Raw genomic sequence first — 20,157 nt, 5'->3', positions numbered from 1 at the left:
GGGGATGTAACGACCCCGGCCGGCCCCGCATTCCGCGGGGGTCTCGGTTCCAGGGGCTACCCCGGGCCGGTCTCACCCGGGTGAACCATGTACAACGCCCCGGCCCCCCAACCGATTCCCCCGTCGGGGTGGCCCGGCCCACGCCCACCACCCCAAACCACCCACCCCCCCCAGGCCGCCCACCACCCCTCCCGCCTAGCCGCGTTGATCAAGAGGTTTACGTCTGCGGGGCGGCGGATCCTGACGTAAACCTCTTGATCAACGCGGCTAGAGGGTTGGGTGGCGCGGGGGCATGGGTGGCAGGATGGCGGCTCCTCGGTGTGTATTTGCGTGTGATATGGCAAAGGTGAGGTTCGGCAGAACCAGCGCGTCAAGAGGGAGAGAGGAACGGAGAATTGCTTGATAGTGCGCGTGGAAGCGTTCCCAAAAACCGGTACGGACACGGATAGTCGGGATGACTGTGCCAATTGTCACCGAACAGGCCCAGGTCACGCCATGTTCGCTTAGCCTTCGCCCACCGATCGCCGACGACCTCGGATTACCGGAGGCCGGCCCCGGGGTATGGAGGATCTGAACCTTCGTTAAGTGTCAGTTCCGGCGCGCGTTGGAGGCTCTGGTGGCAGCGCAAGAGATGGTCGATCGCAAGTACGTCTACGACTTCTCCGAGGGCAACAAGAGCCTCAAGGAGCTTCTCGGCGGCAAGGGGGCCAACCTCGCCGAGATGACGAACATCGGCCTGCCCGTACCGCCCGGCTTCACGATCAGTACCGAGGCGTGCAAGGCGTACCTCGCGACCGGCCGGGAGCCGGACGGGCTCGCCGGCCAGATCGAGGAGCACCTGGAGTCGCTGGAGCGCGGGATGGGCCGGCGGCTCGGCGACCCCGACGACCCGCTGCTGGTCTCCGTCCGCTCCGGCGCCAAGTTCTCCATGCCGGGCATGATGGAGACCGTCCTCAACGTCGGCCTCAACGACCACAGTGTCGTCGGGCTCAGCGCGCAGGCGGGCGGTGGGGCGGGCCAGGCCACCTCCGGCGGCGCGAACCGGTTCGCCTGGGACTCCTACCGCCGGCTGATCCAGATGTTCGGCAAGACCGTGTGCGAGGTGCCGGGCGAGGAGTTCGAGCAGGCCCTCGACGACATCAAGCGCGCCAGGGGCACGCAGAACGACCTCGACCTGGACGCGGACGACCTGCGTGGGCTCGTCGACGCGTACAAGAAGATCTTCGCCAAGCACACCGGGCGGGAGTTCCCGCAGGAGCCGCGCGAGCAGCTCGACCTGGCCATCCGCGCGGTCTTCGAGTCGTGGAACGCCGAGCGCGCGGTGCTCTACCGCCGTCAGGAGCGCATCCCGGCCGACCTCGGCACCGCGGTCAACGTGGTGGCCATGGTCTTCGGCAACCTCGGCCCGGACTCGGGCACCGGTGTCGCGTTCACCCGCGACCCGGCCAGCGGCGCGCAGGGCATCTACGGCGACTACCTGGCCAACGCCCAGGGCGAGGATGTGGTCGCCGGCATCCGCAACACCGTGCCGTTGCAGGAGCTGGAACGGCTGGACAAGAAGTCCTACGACGAACTGCTCGGCATCATGGCCCGGTTGGAGGAGCACTACCGGGACCTGTGCGACATCGAGTTCACCATCGAGCGCGGCAAGCTGTGGATGCTCCAGACCCGGGTCGGCAAGCGCACCGCCGCGGCGGCGTTCGTCATCGCCGGGCAGCTCGTCGACGAAGGGCTGATCGACCTGGACGAGGCGCTGCACCGGGTCAACGGCGCGCAGCTCGCCCAGCTCATGTTCCCCCGGTTCCAGCTCGACCACGAGTTCGAGCCGGTGGCCAAGGGCATCGGGGCGTCGCCGGGCGCGGCGTCCGGCAAGGTGGTCTTCACCTCCGCCCGGGCGGTCGAGTGGGCCGGCGCGGGGGAGGCGGTGATCCTGGTCCGCCGGGAGACCAACCCCGACGACCTGAACGGCATGATCGCCTCCCGGGGCATCCTCACCTCGCGGGGCGGCAAGACCAGCCACGCCGCCGTGGTGGCCCGGGGGATGGGCAAGACCTGCGTCTCCGGCGCCGACGAGATCGACGTCAACGTGCCGGCGAAGAAGTTCACCGTCGGCGGGCGCACCGTCACCGAGGGAGACGTCGTCTCCATCGACGGCACCACCGGCAAGGTGTACCTCGGCGAGGTGCCGGTCATGCCGTCCGAGGTGGTGCAGTACTTCGAGGGCAGCCTCGACCCGGCACACATCGACAACGCGCTGGTCCGGGCCGTACACCGGATCATGACGCACGCCGACGGGCGGCGGCGGCTGGCGGTGCGGACGAACGCCGACACCGCCGCGGACGCCGCCCGGGCCCGGCGCTTCGGCGCGCAGGGCATCGGGCTGTGCCGCACCGAGCACATGTTCCTCGGCGACCGGCGGGAGCTGGTCGAGCGGCTGATCCTGGCCCGCGCCGACACCGAGCGGCAGGACGCGCTGGCCGCGCTGCTGCCGTTGCAGCGCGACGACTTCGTGGAGATCTTCCGCGAGATGGAAGGGCTGCCGGTCACCGTCCGGCTGATCGACCCGCCGCTGCACGAGTTCCTCCCCCCGCTGGAGCAGCTCGCTGTGGACGTCGCCGTCGCCCAGGAACGCGGCGAGGACGTCGCCAAGGAGGAGGCGCTGCTCGCCGCCGTCCGGCGGATGCACGAGGAGAACCCCATGCTGGGGCTGCGCGGGGTCCGGCTGGGCCTGGTCATCCCCGGCCTGTTCGCCATGCAGGTCCGGGCGATCACGGAGGCCGCGGTCCAGGTCACCCGCGAGGGCCGGGCGGCCTGCCCGGAGATCATGGTCCCGCTGGTCGGCGCGGTCCAGGAGCTGGAGACGGTACGCGCCGAGGCCGAGAAGATCATCGCCGAGGTGGTCGGGGACAGCGGGGTCGAGGTGCTGATCGGCACGATGATCGAGGTGCCCCGGGCGGCGCTGACCGCCGGCCAGATCGCCGAGGCGGCGCAGTTCTTCTCCTTCGGCACCAACGACCTGACCCAGATGGGCTGGGGCTTCTCCCGCGACGATGTCGAGGGCGCGTTCTTCTGGCGCTACCTGGAGCTGGGCATCTTCGGCATCTCGCCGTTCGAGTCGATCGACCGCGACGGCGTGGGCCGGCTGGTGCGGATCGCCGCCGAGGAGGGCCGGGCCGCCCGGCCGGAGCTGAAGCTCGGCGTCTGCGGCGAGCACGGCGGCGACCCGGAGTCGGTCCACTTCTTCCACGAGGTGGGGCTGGACTACGTTTCCTGCTCGCCGTTCCGTGTCCCGGTGGCCCGGCTGGAAGCGGGGCGTGCCGTGGTGGAGAGCGACGGCTCCGACAGCCGTTGACGGTCGGCGTCGCCCGATCTGGCGACGCCGACCCCCGACCCCCGTCGCCGACCCCCGTCGCCGGTCGGCGTCGCCGGTCGGCGTCGACTGATCGGCGCCGGTCCCGGTGGGTGAGCCGCACGCACCCCCACCGGGACCGGCGGGCTCAGATCGGTGGGCGCCGCCAGCCGGTCACGCGGGACGCGTTGGGTGCCCGGCCGGGCAGCGTCGCCATCGGGGTCCGCACGGCCAGCGGCGCGTGCGGGTCCGGCACCGGGCCGGGGACGACCGCCGTGCGCTGCCGGTCGAAGACGGAACCCGCCCGGTCGGCCACCTCCCGGGCCTCCACGTGCAGCGTCTCCAGGTCGGCGCCGGCTGCGGTGACCAGGGTGAGCAGGGCGTGTTGGCCGGCCGGATAGGTCACCACGCAACCCCGGGCGGTGCGCACCATCGTTTCCTGGAACTCGCCGTGCCGCACCGTGTCGGCGACCCGGTTGCCGAGGCCGAAGCTGGCCGCCGCCAGGGCCGCCAGGTGGGTGGCGTCGGTCGTCGGTAGGTCGCTGGAGATGAGCAGGCCGTCGGTGCCGGCGAGCACCGTGCCGGCGACCTCCGGCCGGCGTCGGCGCAGCCCCCACAACTCCGTTCCCAGCACCGCGTCAGCGTCCACGAGCGTCACTTCCCGTCGTGCATTCAGATGTGCGGATCTTCGGTAACGTTCTGCTCCGGAAACGCTACCCGCCGCCATGGCGGCCCGCGACCCCCGTGACGGTCGGCGATCGGTCGACAACTCTCGACTGATCGGCTGTTGCAAAACCCTCACCTTGCCCGCTGAGCCGAGCGGGCCGCTCCGGCGTAACCTGGGCCCGCGAGTGTGTCGATATCGCCGGTGGAGGGTGGACCGCATGGCCAGCGTCTGGGAAAGTCTGACCGTCGACGCGCGGGATCCGGCCCGGCTCGCCAGCTGGTGGGCCGAGGTCCTGGGCTACCAGCTGGTCAACGACCACCCCGACGAGGTGGAGATCCGGCAGTCCGCCGACCAGCTCCCCGGCATTGTCTTCCTGCCGGTCCCCGACGACCGGCAGGTCAAGAACCGGCTGCACCTCGACCTGCGTCCGGCCGACCAGGAGGCCGAGGTCGAGCGGCTGGTCGACATGGGCGCCCGGCACGTCGACGTCGGCCAGGGCGACGTCGACTGGACGGTGCTGGCCGACCCGGAGGGCAACGAGTTCTGCGTGCTGCGGCAGCGCGGGTAGCGGGGCGGCGTGAGCGACCTGCACGGGGGCGGCCCTGGCGGCGAGCCGGCCGACGCCGCGCGCTGGGTCGCCGAGCCGCCGAAGGACGCCAGCCACGGCCGCTCGCCGTACGAGCGGGACCGGGCCCGGGTGCTGCACTCGGCGGCGTTCCGCCGGCTCGCCGCGAAGACCCAGGTGCACGTCGCCGGCACCGACGACTTCCTGCGTACCCGGCTGACCCACTCGCTTGAGGTGGCGCAGATCGCCCGGGAGATGGGTGCCCGGCTGGGCTGCGATCCCGACGTGGTGGACACCGCCGGGCTGGCCCACGACCTCGGGCACCCGCCGTTCGGGCACAACGGCGAGGCCGAGTTGGACCGGCTCGCCGTGGCCTGCGGCGGCTTCGAGGGCAACGCCCAGACGCTGCGGGTGCTCACCCGGCTGGAGGCCAAGGTGCTCGGCCCCGACGGCCGCTCCGTCGGGCTCAACCTGACCCGGGCGTCGCTCGACGCCACCGGCAAGTACCCCTGGCCGCGCCGGCCGGGCGAGCGCAAGTTCGGGGTGTACGCCGACGACCGGCCGGTCTTCGACTGGCTGCGCGCCGGCGCCCCGGCCGGCGGGCGGCGCTGCCTGGAGGCGCAGGTGATGGACTGGGCCGACGACGTGGCGTACTCGGTGCACGACGTCGAGGACGGCATCCACGGCGGGTACGTCGCCCTGCGCCCGCTGCTGGCCGACCCCGACGAGCGGGCCGCGCTCTGCGCCGACGTGGCCGCCGAGTACTCGGGGGAGTCCCCGGCCGACCTGGGCGAGATGCTGGTCGAACTGCTCGCCGACCCGGTGCTCGTCCCGCTCACCGGGTACGACGGCAGCCACCGCGCCCAGGCCGCGCTGAAGGCCACCACCAGCGTGCTGACCGGCCGCTTCGTCTCGACCGTGGTGGCCGCCACCGGGGAGCGCCGCGGCCCCGGCCCGCTGCGCCGGTACGCCGCCGACCTGGTGGTGCCGCGCCCGGTCCGGGCGCAGTGCGCGCTGCTCAAGGGGATCGCGCTGCGCTACGTGATGCGCCGGCCCGGGTCCGGGTGCCGGTACGAGCGGCAGCGGCAGATCCTCGCCGAATTGGTCTCCGTCCTGACCCACCGGGCGCCGGAGGCGCTCGACGAGGTCTTCGCCCCGCTGTGGCGGGCCGCCCCGGACGACGCCGCCCGGCTGCGCGTGGTGATCGACCAGGTCGCCTCGCTCACCGACCCGGCCGCGCTGGCCTGGCACGAGCGGCTGCTCGCCGACTGAGCCACCGGGCCGCTGCCGGCAGCGGCCGAGCGGTCAGTAGGAAGCCGGGGCGCACTTAGGTTAGCCTAAGCAGCATGACGGAGCGCCCGAAGATGGTCACCACCGCCCGGGTCCTGAAGACCGAGTGGCCCACCCCGCACCTGGTCCGGCTGGTGCTCGGCGGCGAGGAGCTGACCGGCCTGCCGGTGGGCGAGTACACCGACCACTACGTGAAGCTGGTCTTCCCGCCGCCCGGGGTGACCTACCCGGAGCCGGTCGACCTCGCCGCCATCCGCCGGGACCTGCCCCCGCAGCAGTGGCCTCGGCTGCGGGCGTACACCCTGCGGGCCTGGGACCCGCTGGCCGGCGAGCTGACCATCGACATCGTGCACCACGGCGACGCCGGGGTGGGCGGCCCGTGGGCGGCCCGGCTGTGCCCCGGCGACCCGGTGATGTTCGTCGGCCCCGGCGGGGCGTACGCGCCGAGCCCGGACGCCGACTGGCATCTGCTGGTGGGCGACGAGAGCGCCCTGCCGGCGATCGCCGCCGCCCTGGAGCGGCTGCCGGTCGACGCCCCCGCGAAGGTCTTCGTCGAGGTCGCCGACGCCGTCGACGAGCAGCCGCTGCCCAGCCCGGGCGCGGTGGAGCTGACCTGGCTGCACCGGGGCGACCGGCCGGTCGGCGAGGCGCTGGTGGCGGCCGTGACGGCGCTGGACTTCCCGCCCGGCGACGTGCACGCCTTCGTGCACGGCGAGGCGACCTTCGTCCGCGAGCTGCGCCGGCTGCTGCGCGTCGAGCGCGCCGTGCCCCGGGAGCGGCTGTCGATCTCCGGCTACTGGCGGCGCGGCATGGACGACGAGGGCTGGCGCTCGACGAAGGCCGACTGGAACCGCCAGGAGGAGGCGGAGGAGGCCACCGCCACCGCCTGAGCGACCCCTGCTCCCGTTGGGCTTCGCCCGGTTCCTCGACCAGGACCGCCGGGACCGACCACCGCCGCGCCCGGACGACCGGGCCCGCCTGCCCGCCCGCCACCACGGGGGCATGCCGGTGGGCGGGTAATCCCCGAAACGCGTCCTGGTGGGCCGCAGCCGGATCAGGATGGGCACCGGGGGTGGCCATGACTGAGCAGGCGGAGGACGTACACACGACGAGCCACCGCCCCGACCCGGTCGTGCTCGGGGCGGGCGTGGCCGGGGTGCTCGCCGTGGTGGCCTGGGGGGTGCTGGCCCGGGACTCGCTGGCCCGGTTCGGCGAGTCCGGGCTGGCCTGGGCGATCGACACCTTCGGCTGGTTCTTCGTGGTCGGCGCGGACGCCTTCCTGGTGCTCGCCGTCGTGCTCGCGCTGTCGCGGTTCGGCCGGATCCGGCTCGGCGCCGACGACGATGACGAGCCGGAGTTCGGCACGCTGGCCTGGATCGCCATGATGTTCAGCGCCGGGATGGGCATCGGCCTGGTGTTCTTCGCGGTGGCCGAGCCGATCCAGCACTACGCCGCCCCGCCCCCGGCCAGCGGGGTGCCGCCGCAGACCGGCGCGGCCGGTGCGGCGGCGATGCGGTACACACTGTTCCACTGGACCCTGCACCCCTGGGGGATCTACGCGATCGCGGCGCTCGCGCTGGCGTACTCGACGTTCCGCAAGGGGCGGGACAACCGCATCTCGGCCGCCTTCCACCCGCTGATCGGCGCGCGGGCCGACGGCGCGACCGGCCGGGCGCTCGACCTGCTGGCGGTCTTCGCCACGGTGTTCGGCTCGGCGACCAGCCTCGGCCTCGGCGCGCTCCAGGTCGCCGCCGGGCTGGACCTGGTGGCGGGCATCCCGGACACCCGGGCGGTGGAGCTGATCGTGATCGGCGCGCTGACCCTGGCCTTCGTCGTCTCCGCCTTCTCCGGGCTGCACCGGGGGGTCAAGTGGCTCTCCACCACCAACGTGGTCCTCGCCGTGCTGCTGATGCTCTTCGTCTTCGTGGTCGGGCCGACGATCTACACGCTGGAGGTGCTGCCCGCCGCGGTCGGCGACTACCTGGGCAACCTCGTGGTGATGTCGACCCGCACCGGGGCCTTCTCCGACCCGGCCTGGCTGGGCGCCTGGACGATCTTCTACTGGGCGTGGTGGATCTCCTGGGCCCCGTTCGTCGGCACGTTCATCGCGCGTATCTCGCGGGGGCGTACGGTGCGGCAGTTCCTCACGGGTGTCCTGCTGGTGCCCAGCGGCGCGAGCGCGGTCTGGTTCGCGATCATGGGGGGCACCGCGCTGCGGACGCAGGCCACCGGGACCCGCGACCTGGTCGCCGACGCGGCCGGCGGCACCGAGCAGGCGCTGTTCGGGCTGCTCGACGCGCTGCCGTTCGCGGCGGCGACCAGCGTGCTCGCCATGGTGCTGATCGCGCTCTACTTCGTCACCAGCGCCGACTCGGCGTCGCTGGTGCTGGGCTCGCTGACCTCCCACGGTGCGCTGCGACCGCACCGGGTGCTGGTGGTGCTCTGGGGGGTGCTCATCAGCGCGGTCGCCGCCGCGCTGCTGCTGGCCGGCGGGCTGGACGCGCTGCAACAGGCCACCATCCTGGTCGCGCTGCCGTTCCTGGTGGTGCTGCTGGGCCTGGCCGTGGCGCTGGTCCGGGACCTGTCCCGCGACCCGGCGGTCAACCCGCGGCGGACCCGGACCCGCCGGTACGGGCTGGCCGCCGCCGTGCGGGCCGCCCGGTCGTACGAGGAGGAGGACGGCCCGCCCGTCGCCCGCTACCTTCGCCGCCGCCCCCGCTGACCCGGCCCGCCCGGCGGGCGCGACGGGACCGGGATCGCCCGTGGCCACGGCCGAGCCCCTTCCGGCCCCGGACGGGCGGCGGCACGCGCCACAAGTCGTCCCCCCGACGCCGGATCGCCGCCCCCGGCAGGGCAGGATGTGGGGCCGAGGGGGTGGCGGATGGCTGGGCGGATCCGGGACGAGGACATCGCGCTGGTCCGGGAACGCACCTCGATCGCGGAGGTCATCTCGGACACGGTGACCCTCAGGTCGGCCGGCGGTGGCAACCTCAAAGGGCTCTGCCCGTTCCACGACGAGAAGAGCCCCTCGTTCAACGTCTCGCCCGCCCGCAACGTCTGGTACTGCTTCGGCTGCGGGGCCGGCGGCGACGCGATCAAGTTCCTGATGGACGCCGAGCACCTCAGCTTCGTCGAGTCCGTCGAGCGGCTCGGCGCCCGCGCCGGCATCCAGCTCCGCTACGTCGAGAACGACCAGGCCACCCCGCGCGCCCGCCCGCAGCAGGGGCAGCGGCAGCGCCTGGTGGCCGCCCACGCCGCCGCCGTCGAGTTCTACCGGGCCCAGCTCGGCACGGCCGGCGCCCGTCCGGCCCGGGAGTTCCTGGCGCAGCGCGGCTTCGACCGGGCCGCCGCCGAGCGGTACGGCTGCGGCTTCGCCCCGGACGCCTGGGACCTGCTCACCAAGCACCTGCGCCAGCAGGGCTTCAGCCACGACGAGCTGGTCACCGCCGGGCTGTCGCGTCCGGCGCGCTCCGGCACGCTGATCGACCGGTTCCGTCGCCGGCTGATGTGGCCGATCCGGGAGATCACCGGCGACGTGATCGGCTTCGGGGCCCGCAAGCTGTTCGACGACGACGACGGCCCGAAGTACCTGAACACCCCCGAGACGCCGATCTACAAGAAGTCACACGTGCTCTACGGCATCGACCAGGCCAAGCGGGAGATCGCCAAGCAGGGCAAGGTGGTCGTCGTCGAGGGCTACACCGACGTGATGGCCTGCCACCTCGCCGGCGTGCCGACGGCCGTGGCGACCTGCGGGACCGCGTTCGGCTCCGACCACATCGGGGTGCTGCGCCGGCTGCTGCTGGACACCGACGACGTGGCCGGCGAGGTCATCTTCACCTTCGACGGGGATGCCGCCGGGCAGAAGGCCGCGCTGCGTGCCTTCGAGGACGACCAGCGCTTTGTCGGGCGTACCTTCATCGCGGTCAGCCCCGACAACATGGACCCCTGCGACCTGCGCCTGGCCAAGGGCGACCTGGCGGTCCGCGACCTGGTCGCCCGCCGCGAGCCGCTGGTCGACTTCGCGCTCCGCCACCTGATCAACCGGTACGACCTGGACACCGTCGACGGCCGGGTCGAGGCGATGCGCCGGGCCGCCCCCCTGGTGGCGAAGCTCAAGGACCGGGAGAAGCGCCCCGAGTACGTGCGCAAGCTCGCCGGTGACCTCGGGATGGAGATCGAGCCGGTGCAGCGGGCCGTGCTCGCCGCAGCTTCGGGCCAGCCCGCCGGGCAGGCGACGCCTGCGGCGGCCCGCGCCGCCAGGGCCGCGCAGAGCCTGGACAGCCCGCTGGCGCTGGTCGAGCGGGAGGCGCTGAAGCTCGCCGTCCAGGAGCCGGTGCTGGCCGGCCCGATGTTCGACGCGGTCGAGGCGGCGGAGTACCGCCATCCGCTGCACGTGGCCGTGCGGGAGGCGGTCGCGGCGGCAGGCGGGGCCGCCGGCGCCACCGGCGGGGCCGTCTGGGTCGAGGCCGTCCGCGACGCGTGCGTCGACCTTGCCGCCCAGGCTCTGGTCGGCGAGTTGGCCGTCGAGCCGCTGCGGATCGACGGCGAGCCCGACCCGCGGTACGTCTCGGTGACCATCGCGCGGTTGCAGTGGGGCTCGGTGACCGGCCGGATCAAGGATCTCAAGTCCAAGATCCAGCGGGTCAACCCGGTCAGCGACAAGGACGAGTACTTCGCGCTGTTCGGGGAGTTGCTCTCGCTGGAGCAGCACGCGCGGGCGCTGCGCGAGCAGGCCGCAGGAGGGCTCTGATGGGACTGTTCAACCGCAGGCCGAAGCTGCCCCCGGCGGCCCGCCCGCCGCTCGCCGACGACGAGCGGGTGCTCGCCTGGGCCGCGGCCGGCGACGGCGAGGGCGACGGCGTGGTGGTCGCCAGCAACCTCGGGCTCTGGCTCCCCGGGCGGGGCCACCGGCTGGGCTGGCACGACATCCTCAAGGCCGGCTGGTCGGGCCGGGAGTTGACCGTCACGCCCGCCGAGCTGGTCGCCGAGCGGGACGGCTACCTGGTGGTGGCCGACTGCCCGGCCGAGACGTACCTGCTGCTCGACCCGGGGGAGCTGCCGCACCAGGTGCGCGCGCGGGTGACCAGCTCGGTCGCGTACACCCAGCAGCACCCGGTGCCCGGCGGCGCCGGTCGGATCGCCGCCCGCCGGGTGCCCGGCGTGGACGGCCTGACCTGGACGGTCCGCTACGACCCCGGCACCCCGGCCGACGACGAGCCGGTGGTCGCCGAGACCGACCGCCTCGTCGCCACCGCCCGCGCCGCCACCGCCCCCACCAACCTCTAGCCCCCGCGCCTCGCCCCGCGCCTCGCCCCGCCCGTCTCATGATCGTCTGTCGTTCAGGGAGAATCGGCACGGCGTGTCGTGTCTGTTTCCAGCAGACGATCATGGCGCTGCTCCGTCTGCCCGCAGCTGGGCAACCTCCATCCCGAGCCTGATCGGGCGGGGGAACCTGACCACCTGCGCCCGCCAAGCCTGGAGGACCTTCATCCTGCAGCTCGCCGGCCGCACCCTCGTCGACTGACCCCTATCGGAAGCGAACCCCCTCGTGCTCACCGTCCCCCGGCGCCAGGCCGGACTCACCGCCCTCTACCTCGGCGTCTTCGCGACGGTCTGGTTCAGCGTGCCGGCGGCCGGCCAGCCACTGCGGACGCTGCTGATGGTCACGAGCGTCGCCGCCCTGGGCACGGCGGTGGCCGGCGCCGTGGTCGCCGCGCGCAGCCGCCCCGAGGCGCGCGCCGTCGGGGACCGGGCGTCGGACCGCCGGTACCTGCTCATCGTGGTGGCCGAGTTCGCCGCGGCGGGGCTCGGCGCGGCGCTGCTGGCGATGCTCGGGCGCTCGGCGTACGCCCCGGTGCTGGTCTGCGCCGTCGTGGCGCCCACTTCTTCCCGCTCGCCCCGCTGCTGCGCGACCCCCGGCTGTGGCTGCTCGGCGTCGCGATGTGCCTGGTCGCGCTCGCCGGCCTGGTCACCGGGCTCGCCTCGGCCGTGGTACCGGGCCTGGTCGTCGGCGTCGGCGCCGGGCTGCTGCTCTGGGTGTACGCGGTGTGGACGCTGGCCACCGCGCCCCGGCCGACCGGCTGACGCCTGCGCCGGGGTGGCCGGCTGACGCTCGGCGCCCCGGGTGGTCTCGCCGCCGGGGTGCTGGAACGTCTGCTCCACCGGCGGCGGTTAGTGGACTCCTTCCCGGGGCATGCCCGAGTGGACACCGCGACCATGAGGAGGGGCGATGGCCTCCGACGAGACTTCCGTCCGCGCCGGACGCGACCGGGACGGCGCCCGCACCGCAGGCGCGGCCCGGCCGGGCGCCGACAGCCGGATCGACGCCGATCGTCCGGGGACCGGCCGCAACCGGGACCGGCAGGACACCGATCGGGACCGGCAGGACACCGATCGGGACCGGCAGGACACCGCCCGGGACCGACAGGACGTGGGCCGGCGCGACGCCGACCGGGACCAGCGGGACGTGGGCCGGGACCGGCCGGTCGGTCCGGATGAGGGGCCGGACAGCCCGATGGAGCTGTCGGGCACCGGCTGGCTGGCGACGCTGAAGCGCACCGTCCGGGAGTTCCAGGACGACAGCCTGACCGACTGGGCGGCGGCGCTGACCTACTACGGGGTGCTGTCGATCTTCCCCGGCGTGCTGGTGCTCATCTCGATCCTCGGCCTGCTCGGACCGAGCGCCACCGAGGGGGTCAGGGACACCGTCAACCAGGCGGTGCCGGAGGGCAACATCCGGCAGATCATCTCGGCCGCGATCGACCAGGCGTCCAACGCCGGCGGGCTGGCCAGCGTCGCCGCCGTCATCGGTCTGCTCGCCGCGTTCTGGTCCGCCTCCGGGTACGTCGCCGCGTTCATGCGCGCCTCCAACAGCATCTACGACGTTCCGGAGGGGCGGCCGATCTGGAAAACGCTGCCGATCCGGGTCGGGGTGACCGCCGTGATCGGCGTCCTGCTGCTGGCCAGCGCGGTGATCGTGGTCTTCACCGGCCGGTTCGCCGAGGAGGCGGGCAGCGCCATCGGGATCGGCTCCACCGCGGTGACGGTGTGGAACATCGCCAAGTGGCCGGTGCTGCTGGTGCTGGTCAGCCTGATGTTCGCGATCCTCTACTGGGCGTCGCCGAACGCCCGGCACGGCGGGTTCCGCTGGATCAGCCCCGGCGGGGTGCTGGCCGTGCTGATCTGGCTGCTGGTCTCCGGGCTGTTCGCCCTGTACGTCGGCAACTTCGGCTCGTACAACAAGACGTACGGGGCGCTGGCCGGTGTGATCATCTTCCTGGTCTGGCTGTGGCTGAGCAACATCGCGATCCTGCTGGGCGCGGAGTTCGACGCGGAGCTGGAGCGCAGCCGGGCGATCGCCGCCGGGCACCCGGCCGAGGTCGAGCCGTACGTCGAGCTGCGCGACGACCGCAAGTTGAAGAAGAAGCGCAACTCCGCCGCCAGCCGCTGACCGCCCCCACCAGGGCCGCCACCCGCCGCTTCGGAGCCCGCCGCCCCGTCTCGCCCCGCGAGGCGGGGCGGCTGCGTGAACCCGTCGACCTTCCTGGATCAACTGTCTGCTTTTGTTCGAACGGACAAAAGTTGGAGCCAGGCTGGCCGAAGCTCTGGACAGGCGGCACGGAAGCCTCCTACTGTGTCGGACACAACACATCGACGCACTTGTGGATGTGAATGACTCCGAGGCGGAGGTGAGTGCCGGTGCGGACGGTGGAGCCCCTGCACCTGCGACTGTTGCGGTTGCTCCGCGACGAGGGGGCGGTGTCCCGGGCGGAGCTCGGGGACCGGCTGCAGATGCCGCGTCCCCGGTTGCTCGCCGAGCTGGAGCGGCTGGTCGGCCTCGGCTACGTCGCCGAGGCCGGTCTCGCGGCCTCCCGGGGTGGGCGCCGGTCCACGCTGGTGGAGTTGAATCCCCAGCTGCGCTTCGCGGCGGTCGACCTCGGGGCCAGCTCGATCGACCTTGAGGTGGTCAACGGCCGGCTGGAGACGATCGCCGCGTACGGGGAGCCGGCCGACATCCGCAACGGCCCCAAGGTGACCCTGCAACGGGTCAACGAGCTGCTGCACAAGGCGCGGGTCGACGGGGCACACGACCGGCTGCACGCGGTCGGCGTCGGGGTGCCCGGGCCGGTGAGCTTCCGCGACGGGGTGCCGGTCTCGCCGCCGATCATGCCCGGCTGGGACCGGTTCCCGGTCCGTGAGCTGCTGACCCGCGAGCACGGCTGCCCGGCGGTGGTCGACAACGACGTCAACATCATGGCGATCGGCGAGCGGCACGGCGGGGTCGCCCACTCGGTGGACGACTTTCTGTTCATCAAGATCGGCACCGGCATAGGGTGCGGGATCTACCTCGGCGGCGACGTCTACCGGGGCACCGACGGCTGCGCCGGGGACATCGGGCACATCCAGGTCGACCCGCACGGGCCGATGTGCTCCTGCGGCAACGCCGGCTGCCTGGAGGCGCTGTTCAGCGGTGCCGCGCTGGCCCGGGAGGCGAACGTCGCCGCCCGCAGTGGGGCGTCCCCGGCCCTGGCCGACCGGTTCGCCAACCGGGGCGTGGTCACCGCCCGGGACGTCGCCGAGGGCGCCGTCGAGGGGGACGTGGCCTGCATCCAGCTCATCCGCGAAGGCGGCCGGCGGGTCGGCGGCGTGCTGGCCGGCCTGGTCAGCTTCACCAACCCGTCGATGATCGTGATCGGCGGAGGGCTGGCCCAGCTCGGCCACATCCTGCTCGCCGAGATCCGCAGCGTGGTGTACCGCCGATCGCTGCCGCTGGCCACCGGCAACCTGCCGGTCGTCCTGTCCGAGCTGGGCCCGCGCGCCGGGGTGGCCGGCGCGGCCGTGCTCGCCAGCGACGTGGCCTTCGGGGAGGCGTCATGACCACGCCCGCCGACGCCGCCGGCCCGCTGGTCGAGGCGCCCGCCGACGCTGCCGGCCCGGCGGGCGGCCCGCTGGTCGAGGCGCCCGCCGACGCCGTTGCCGGCGAGGTGGTGCTGCGCCTGACCGACGTGGTGAAGACCTTCCCCGGCGTACGGGCGCTGGACGGGGTGCAGTTGGAGGTGCGGGCCGGCGAGGTGCACTGCCTGCTCGGGCAGAACGGGGCCGGCAAGTCCACCCTGATCAAGGTCCTCGCCGGGGTGCACCGCCCCGACTCCGGCCAGGTCGAGTGGCGCGGGCAGCCCGCCGAGTTCGCCAACCCGCAGGCCGCCATGCGCGCCGGCATCGCCACCATCTACCAGGAGCTCGACCTCGTCGAGGACCTGTCGGTGGCGGAGAACGCCTTCCTCGGCCACGAACCGCGCCGGGCGGGCTTCGTCCGCCGTGGCCGGATGGCCCGCCGGACCAGGCAGATCCTCGGCCGGCTCGGCCACGGCGAGATTCCGCCGGGGCGGATGGTCCGGGCGCTACCGGCGGCCGGCAAGCAGATCGTCAGCATGGCCCGCGCGCTGTCCCACGAGGCCCGGCTGATCATCATGGACGAGCCGAGCGCGGTGCTGGCCCACGACGAGGTGGGCAACCTGTTCCGGATCATCCGGGAGTTGACCGCGCAGGGCATCGCCGTCATCTACATCTCCCACCGGTTGGAGGAGATTCGGGAGATCGGCGACCGGGTCACCGTACTCAAGGACGGCCGGACCACCGCGGCGAACCTGCCGGCGCGCGACACCCCGACCCGCGACCTGGTCGCCCGGATGACCGGCCGCACCATCGAGTACGTCTTCCCGGACCGCCCGGCCGACTCGGGCGCGGGCGCGGAGCTGCTCCGGGTCGACGGCCTGACCCGGTCCGGCGAGTTCGCCGACGTCTCGCTCAGCGTGCGGGCCGGCGAGATCGTCGGCATCGCCGGGCTGGTCGGCTCCGGCCGGTCCGAGCTGTTGGAGACCATCTACGGGGCACGCCGCGCGCACGCCGGGACGGTCCGGATGGGCGGGCGCGCGCTGCGCCCGGGCAGCGTCGGCGCGGCGGTACGGGCCGGCATGGGAATGGCTCCCGAGGAGCGCAAGAGCCAGGCGTTGCTGCTCGGCGAGCCGATCTACCGCAACGTCACCCTGGCCACCTTCGGCCGGTACGCCCGCCTCGGCTTCACCGACGCCGGGCGGGAGCGGGCCGAGGCGGACCGGATCGCGGACTCCCTGGAGCTGCGCCCCCGCGACGTGCGGCGGCCGGTGCGCACCCTGTCCGGGGGCAACCAGCAGAAGGTGGTGGTCGGGCGCTGGCTGCTCGGCGACACCCGGCTGCTGCTGCTCGACGAGCCCACCCGCGGGGTGGACGTCGGCGCCCGCGCCGAGCTGTACCAGGTGATCCGCGAGCTGGCCGCCCGAGGCGTCGGGGTCCTGCTGGTCTCCAGCGAGGTGCCCGAGGTGCTGGGCCTGGCCGACCGGGTGCTGGTGCTGCGGGAGGGCCGGATGGTGCGCGAGGCACCCGCCGACGAACTGGACGAGAACACGGTGCTCGACCTCGTCATGGCGGGGTCCCTGCTGGAAGGCGCACCCGCATGAGCGACAGCACACCCACCGCCACGCCGGACCGGCCGGAGGCGCTGCCGGCCCAGTCCCCGCCGGTGGACCCGGCCGTGACCGGGGCGGTCGGCAAGGGCCCCGCCCACGGGCCCGGCGGAACCGGCCGGCTCTCCTGGTGGCGCGGCGACGGCGGCGAGGGCGCCCGGCGCAACCTGGGCCTGATCGGGGTCCTGGTGGTGCTGATCCTGATCGGCATCGCCACCCGACCCGACCTGTACGGCGACTCCGGCTGGGTGTGGAACAACATCCTCACCATCCTCAAGCTCGCCTCGGTGGTCGGCGTCGTCACCGTCGGCATGACCTTCGTGATCATCGGCGGCGGCATCGACCTGTCGGTCGGCGCGATCGTGGCGATCGCCGGAGTCTGGTGCACCACGCTCGCCACCCAGAGCTACGGCGCGGGTGGCATGATCTTCACCGCGCTCGTCGTGGGCCTGTGCGTCGGCCTGGTCAACGGCCTGCTCGTCTCGTACGGGAAGCTGGTGCCGTTCATCGCCACCCTGGCCATGATGGTGGCCGCCCGGGGGCTGGCCGCGCAGATCTCCGACAAGCAGACCCAGGTGTCGGACAACGCGACGATCAACGGCATCGCCAGCACCGACCTGCTCGGCATCCCGCTGCTGGTCTACATCCTGGCCACGGTCGTGGTCGCCGGCTGGGTGCTGCTGAACCGGACGACGTTCGGCCGGCGCACCGTCGCCGTCGGCGGCAACCCGGAGGCCGCCCGGCTGGCCGGCATTGATGTCCGGCGGCACACCGTGCTGCTCTACGCGCTCTCCGGCCTCTGCTGCGGGATCGCCGCGATCATGCTGACCGCGCAGGCCACCTCCGCCCAGGCGGCGATGGCCGACCTCTACGAACTGGACGCGATCGCCGCCGCGATCATCGGCGGGACGCTGCTCAGCGGCGGGCGGGGCACGATCGTCGGCTCCCTGCTCGGTGTGGTCATCTTCTCCACCATCACCAACCTGTTCGCCATCAACGGCCTCTCCACCGAGGCCCAGAACATGGTCAAGGGCGGCATCATCGTCGCCGCCGTCCTGGTCCAGCAGTTCCAGTTCCGTAGCCTCACCCAGTTCCTGGGCCGCAACCGGCTCACCACCGGCTGATCCACCGGCACCACCCCACAGCACCACCGGATTCCACCCCGCGCACCCCGCGGTTGCCGTCGCACCGACGGTGGCCGGGCCCCGCACACCCTTTTCCTCCCTCCACCACCCCATCTCCCAGGAGGTCGTCATGACCCAGCACAGTCGGGACCTGTCGCGCCGCCGGTTGCTGTTCGGCGGGGCCGCACTCGGCGCCGGCGCACTGCTCGTCGGGTGCACCAGCAACGAGGCGGCGCCCACGACGGCGCAGACCAAGGCGGCCGACACCGCCGCCGGCGGCAACAGCGCCCCCGGCAAGAAGGTGACCATCGGCTTCTCCGCCCCGGCCGCCGACCACGGCTGGCTGGCCGCCATCACCGCCAACGCCAAGGCGCAGGCCGGCGCCTACTCCGACGTGGACTTCAAGACCGTCGAGGCCGGCGCGGACGCGGCGGCCCAGCGGGCGGCGCTGTCCACCCTGATCGCCCAGAAGCCGGACGTCATCGTCATGCTGCCGCACGACGGCAAGGAGCTCAACGCCGCCGGCCTGGAGGCGATGAAGGCCGGCATCCCGGTGGTCAACCTGGACCGGGCCTTCCCCGACGCGCTCGCCTACCGCCTACAGATCATGGGCGACAACTACGGCATGGGTGTGGCCGCCGCCAACTACATCGTCGCGCAGCTCAAGGCCAAGGGCGTCAGCAACCCGGTCATCGGTGAGATCCCCGGCATCGACTCGCTGGAGCTGACCCAGCAGCGCTCCAAGGGCTTCGCCGACACCCTCGCCGCAGCCGGGTTCAAGGTGGCCAACCGCCGCCCGGCCAAGTTCACCGCGGACTCCGGCCAGCAGGCCGCCACCGGTCTGTTCCAGGCCCTGCCCAAGATCGACGCGGTCTGGAACCACGACGACGACCAGGGCATCGGCGTGCTCGCCGCGGTCAACCAGACCGGCCGCAAGGAGTTCTTCATGGTCGGCGGCGCCGGCTCGAAGAAGGCGATGGAGGAAATCCAGGCCGACGGGACGGTCCTCAAGGCCACCGTGACCTACAGCCCGTCGATGGCGTCCTCCGCGATCTCGCTGGCCCGGCTCATCGGCCAGGGCAAGGGCATGTCCGACCTGGTGGAGCTTCAGGTGCCCAAGGAGATCGTGCTGGCCTCCGAGACGATCACCAAGGAGAACGCGAGCAACTACCTCAAGCTCGGGTTCTGACAGACGGGGGGAGACCCACCTTGTCCACTCACCACAGTCACCTGCGGGTCGGCATGGTCGGCTACGCGTTCATGGGCGCCGCCCACTCACAGGCGTGGCGCACCGTGAACCGGGTGTACGACCTGCCGGCCCGGGTTCGGATGTCGCTGGTCTGCGGCCGGGACACCGCGAAGGTGGCCGCCGCCGCCGACCGGCTCGGCTGGGAGGCGCACACCACGGACTGGCGACGCCTCGTCGAGTCCGACGAGATCGACGTGGTCGACGTCTGCACACCGGGCGACAGCCACGCCGAGATCGCGCTCGCCGCCCTGGCCGCAGGCAAGCACGTGCTCTGCGAGAAGCCGCTGGCCAACACGGTTGCCGAGGCCCGGGCGATGGCCGCCGCCGCGGCCACCGCGCGGGCGTCGGGGGTACGGTCCATGTGCGGGTTCAACTACCGCCGGGTCCCCGCCGTGGCCATGATGCGGCGGCTGATCGCCGACGGCCGGCTCGGCACCGTCCGGCACGTCCGGGCGGCGTACCTCCAGGACTGGATCGTGGACCCGCAGTTCCCGCTGGTCTGGCGGTTGCAGCGGGACAGGGCGGGCTCCGGTGCGCTGGGCGACATCGGCGCGCACATCATCGACCTGACCCAGTTCGTCACCGGTCAGCGGATCACCGGGGTCAGCGCGGTCACCGAGACGTTCGTCAAGGAGCGTCCGCTGTCGGCGGCGTCGAGCGGCCTGGCCGCGCAGGCCACCAACGGCGCCGGTCCGGTCGACGGCCACGGCCCGGCCACCGGCACGGTGACCGTGGACGACGCGGCGGTCTTCGTCGCCCGGCTCGACGGCGGGGCGCTGGCCACGTACGAGGCGAGCCGGTTCGCCACCGGGCGCAAGAACGCGCTCCGGGTGGAGATCAACGGCTCGCTCGGCACCGTGGCCTTCGACCTGGAACGCCTCAACGAGCTGGAGTTCTACGACGCCACGCGGCCGGCCGCCGAGCAGGGCTTCACCCGCATCCTGATGACGGAGGAGGACCACCCGTACATGTCGGCGTGGTGGCCGCCCGGCCACATCATCGGCTACGAGCACTCCTTCACCCACCAGATGCGGGACTTCGTCGAGGCGGTCGCCACCGGCGTCGACCCGGCGCCCTCGTTCGCCGACGGGTTGCAGGTCCAGTTGGTGCTGGACGCGGTGATTCGCTCGGCGGAGCTGGGCTCCTCGTGGACCGACGTGGAGCCGACGCTGGAGGCGGTCCCCGCCTGAGCCCGCCCCGGCGGAGGCGGCCCCGGGTCGCCACCGCCGAGGCGCACCGGCGACAGCCGTCCGCCGGTGGAGGAACCGCGGTGGCGGCGCGTGCCGTCGCCACCGCCCGAGAGGCTTCCGGACCGACCGGCGAGGGACCCGCCGCGGTTGCGCCCCGCGGCGGGGACGAGGTCGGTCCGGAGGGCGTGCGACGGCGGGCCATGGCCCGCCGCCGTGCG

At 73.2% G+C, this 20,157-nt stretch carries 15 protein-coding genes; 13 read left to right on the top strand and 2 right to left on the bottom strand.

Annotated features, from left to right (window positions below):
* The first annotated feature begins 616 nt into the window (after window positions 1-616).
* Complete coding sequence (ppdK, locus tag OG617_RS06710) at window positions 617-3,352, top strand: pyruvate, phosphate dikinase (protein ID WP_405099666.1); 2,736 nt, start codon at window positions 617-619, stop codon at window positions 3,350-3,352.
* Between the two features lie 145 nt (window positions 3,353-3,497).
* On the opposite strand, the gene OG617_RS06705 is transcribed toward ppdK, so the two are convergent.
* Window positions 3,498-3,998 (bottom strand): roadblock/LC7 domain-containing protein, encoded by a 501-nt coding sequence (locus tag OG617_RS06705; RefSeq protein ID WP_405099664.1) that lies wholly within the window; start codon window positions 3,996-3,998, stop codon window positions 3,498-3,500.
* Between the two features lie 235 nt (window positions 3,999-4,233).
* Here OG617_RS06705 and OG617_RS06700 point away from each other — a divergent pair, with 235 nt between their 5' ends.
* The 6 genes from OG617_RS06700 (at window position 4,234) to OG617_RS06675 (ending at window position 11,160) form a co-directional block, all read left to right on the top strand.
* Window positions 4,234-4,584 (top strand): VOC family protein, encoded by a 351-nt coding sequence (locus OG617_RS06700; RefSeq protein ID WP_405099662.1) that lies wholly within the window; start codon window positions 4,234-4,236, stop codon window positions 4,582-4,584.
* A gap of 9 nt (window positions 4,585-4,593) precedes the next feature.
* Window positions 4,594-5,853, top strand: coding sequence for a deoxyguanosinetriphosphate triphosphohydrolase (locus OG617_RS06695; RefSeq protein ID WP_405099660.1), 1,260 nt, complete (start codon window positions 4,594-4,596; stop codon window positions 5,851-5,853).
* A gap of 74 nt (window positions 5,854-5,927) precedes the next feature.
* Entirely contained in the window at window positions 5,928-6,761 is an 834-nt protein-coding gene (locus OG617_RS06690; protein WP_405099658.1) for a siderophore-interacting protein, read from the top strand.
* A gap of 188 nt (window positions 6,762-6,949) precedes the next feature.
* A complete protein-coding gene (locus tag OG617_RS06685) occupies window positions 6,950-8,593 on the top strand; it encodes a BCCT family transporter (protein ID WP_405099656.1) in 1,644 nt (547 codons plus the stop codon).
* Between the two features lie 159 nt (window positions 8,594-8,752).
* On the top strand, window positions 8,753-10,624 hold the full coding sequence (gene dnaG / locus OG617_RS06680; protein WP_405099654.1) for a DNA primase: 1,872 nt from the start codon (window positions 8,753-8,755) through the stop codon (window positions 10,622-10,624).
* Window positions 10,624-11,160 (top strand): hypothetical protein, encoded by a 537-nt coding sequence (locus OG617_RS06675; RefSeq protein ID WP_405099652.1) that lies wholly within the window; start codon window positions 10,624-10,626, stop codon window positions 11,158-11,160. Before dnaG ends, OG617_RS06675 begins: the two co-directional genes overlap by 1 nt.
* Window positions 11,161-11,463: 303 nt before the next feature.
* On the opposite strand, the gene OG617_RS06670 is transcribed toward OG617_RS06675, so the two are convergent.
* Window positions 11,464-12,036, bottom strand: coding sequence for a hypothetical protein (locus OG617_RS06670; RefSeq protein ID WP_405099650.1), 573 nt, complete (start codon window positions 12,034-12,036; stop codon window positions 11,464-11,466).
* Between the two features lie 67 nt (window positions 12,037-12,103).
* On the opposite strand from OG617_RS06670, the gene OG617_RS06665 reads away from it, so the two are divergent.
* From OG617_RS06665 to OG617_RS06640, 6 genes are all read left to right on the top strand, one after another.
* On the top strand, window positions 12,104-13,324 hold the full coding sequence (locus OG617_RS06665) for a YihY/virulence factor BrkB family protein (protein WP_405099648.1): 1,221 nt from the start codon (window positions 12,104-12,106) through the stop codon (window positions 13,322-13,324).
* 248 nt (window positions 13,325-13,572) lie between these two features.
* Window positions 13,573-14,751, top strand: a complete 1,179-nt coding sequence (locus tag OG617_RS06660; protein ID WP_405099646.1) for an ROK family protein — start codon at window positions 13,573-13,575, stop codon at window positions 14,749-14,751.
* Window positions 14,748-16,370, top strand: coding sequence for a sugar ABC transporter ATP-binding protein (locus tag OG617_RS06655; RefSeq protein ID WP_405099644.1), 1,623 nt, complete (start codon window positions 14,748-14,750; stop codon window positions 16,368-16,370). Before OG617_RS06660 ends, OG617_RS06655 begins: the two co-directional genes overlap by 4 nt.
* Window positions 16,367-17,500, top strand: coding sequence for an ABC transporter permease (locus OG617_RS06650; protein WP_405099642.1), 1,134 nt, complete (start codon window positions 16,367-16,369; stop codon window positions 17,498-17,500). Before OG617_RS06655 ends, OG617_RS06650 begins: the two co-directional genes overlap by 4 nt.
* 130 nt (window positions 17,501-17,630) lie before the next feature.
* Window positions 17,631-18,689, top strand: coding sequence for a substrate-binding domain-containing protein (locus tag OG617_RS06645; protein WP_405099640.1), 1,059 nt, complete (start codon window positions 17,631-17,633; stop codon window positions 18,687-18,689).
* 53 nt (window positions 18,690-18,742) lie between these two features.
* Window positions 18,743-19,939 carry a Gfo/Idh/MocA family protein gene (locus OG617_RS06640; RefSeq protein WP_405103505.1) on the top strand — a complete coding sequence of 399 codons (1,197 nt, stop codon included), beginning with the start codon at window positions 18,743-18,745 and terminating at the stop codon, window positions 19,937-19,939.
* Window positions 19,940-20,157 lie beyond the last annotated feature (218 nt).

The sequence above is a fragment of the Micromonospora sp. NBC_01412 genome, assembly GCF_045040215.1.
Classification (GTDB): domain Bacteria; phylum Actinomycetota; class Actinomycetes; order Mycobacteriales; family Micromonosporaceae; genus Micromonospora; species Micromonospora rubida.
Note: the sequence above shows the minus strand (reverse complement) of the source record. Positions and strands in the feature narration are given on the sequence as shown.

Excerpts from the sequence above, each read along its gene's own strand:
- dnaG (WP_405099654.1), top strand. The coding sequence starts at position 8,753 with ATGGCTGGGCGGATCCGGGACGAGGACATCGCGCTGGTCCGGGAACGC.
- OG617_RS06665 (WP_405099648.1), top strand. The coding sequence starts at position 12,104 with ATGGCCTCCGACGAGACTTCCGTCCGCGCCGGACGCGACCGGGACGGC.
- OG617_RS06675 (WP_405099652.1), top strand. The coding sequence starts at position 10,624 with ATGGGACTGTTCAACCGCAGGCCGAAGCTGCCCCCGGCGGCCCGCCCG.
- OG617_RS06640 (WP_405103505.1), top strand. The coding sequence starts at position 18,743 with ATGGTCGGCTACGCGTTCATGGGCGCCGCCCACTCACAGGCGTGGCGC.
- OG617_RS06655 (WP_405099644.1), top strand. The coding sequence starts at position 14,748 with ATGACCACGCCCGCCGACGCCGCCGGCCCGCTGGTCGAGGCGCCCGCC.
- OG617_RS06645 (WP_405099640.1), top strand. The coding sequence starts at position 17,631 with ATGACCCAGCACAGTCGGGACCTGTCGCGCCGCCGGTTGCTGTTCGGC.
- OG617_RS06685 (WP_405099656.1), top strand. The coding sequence starts at position 6,950 with ATGACTGAGCAGGCGGAGGACGTACACACGACGAGCCACCGCCCCGAC.
- OG617_RS06690 (WP_405099658.1), top strand. The coding sequence starts at position 5,928 with ATGACGGAGCGCCCGAAGATGGTCACCACCGCCCGGGTCCTGAAGACC.
- OG617_RS06700 (WP_405099662.1), top strand. The coding sequence starts at position 4,234 with ATGGCCAGCGTCTGGGAAAGTCTGACCGTCGACGCGCGGGATCCGGCC.
- OG617_RS06650 (WP_405099642.1), top strand. The coding sequence starts at position 16,367 with ATGAGCGACAGCACACCCACCGCCACGCCGGACCGGCCGGAGGCGCTG.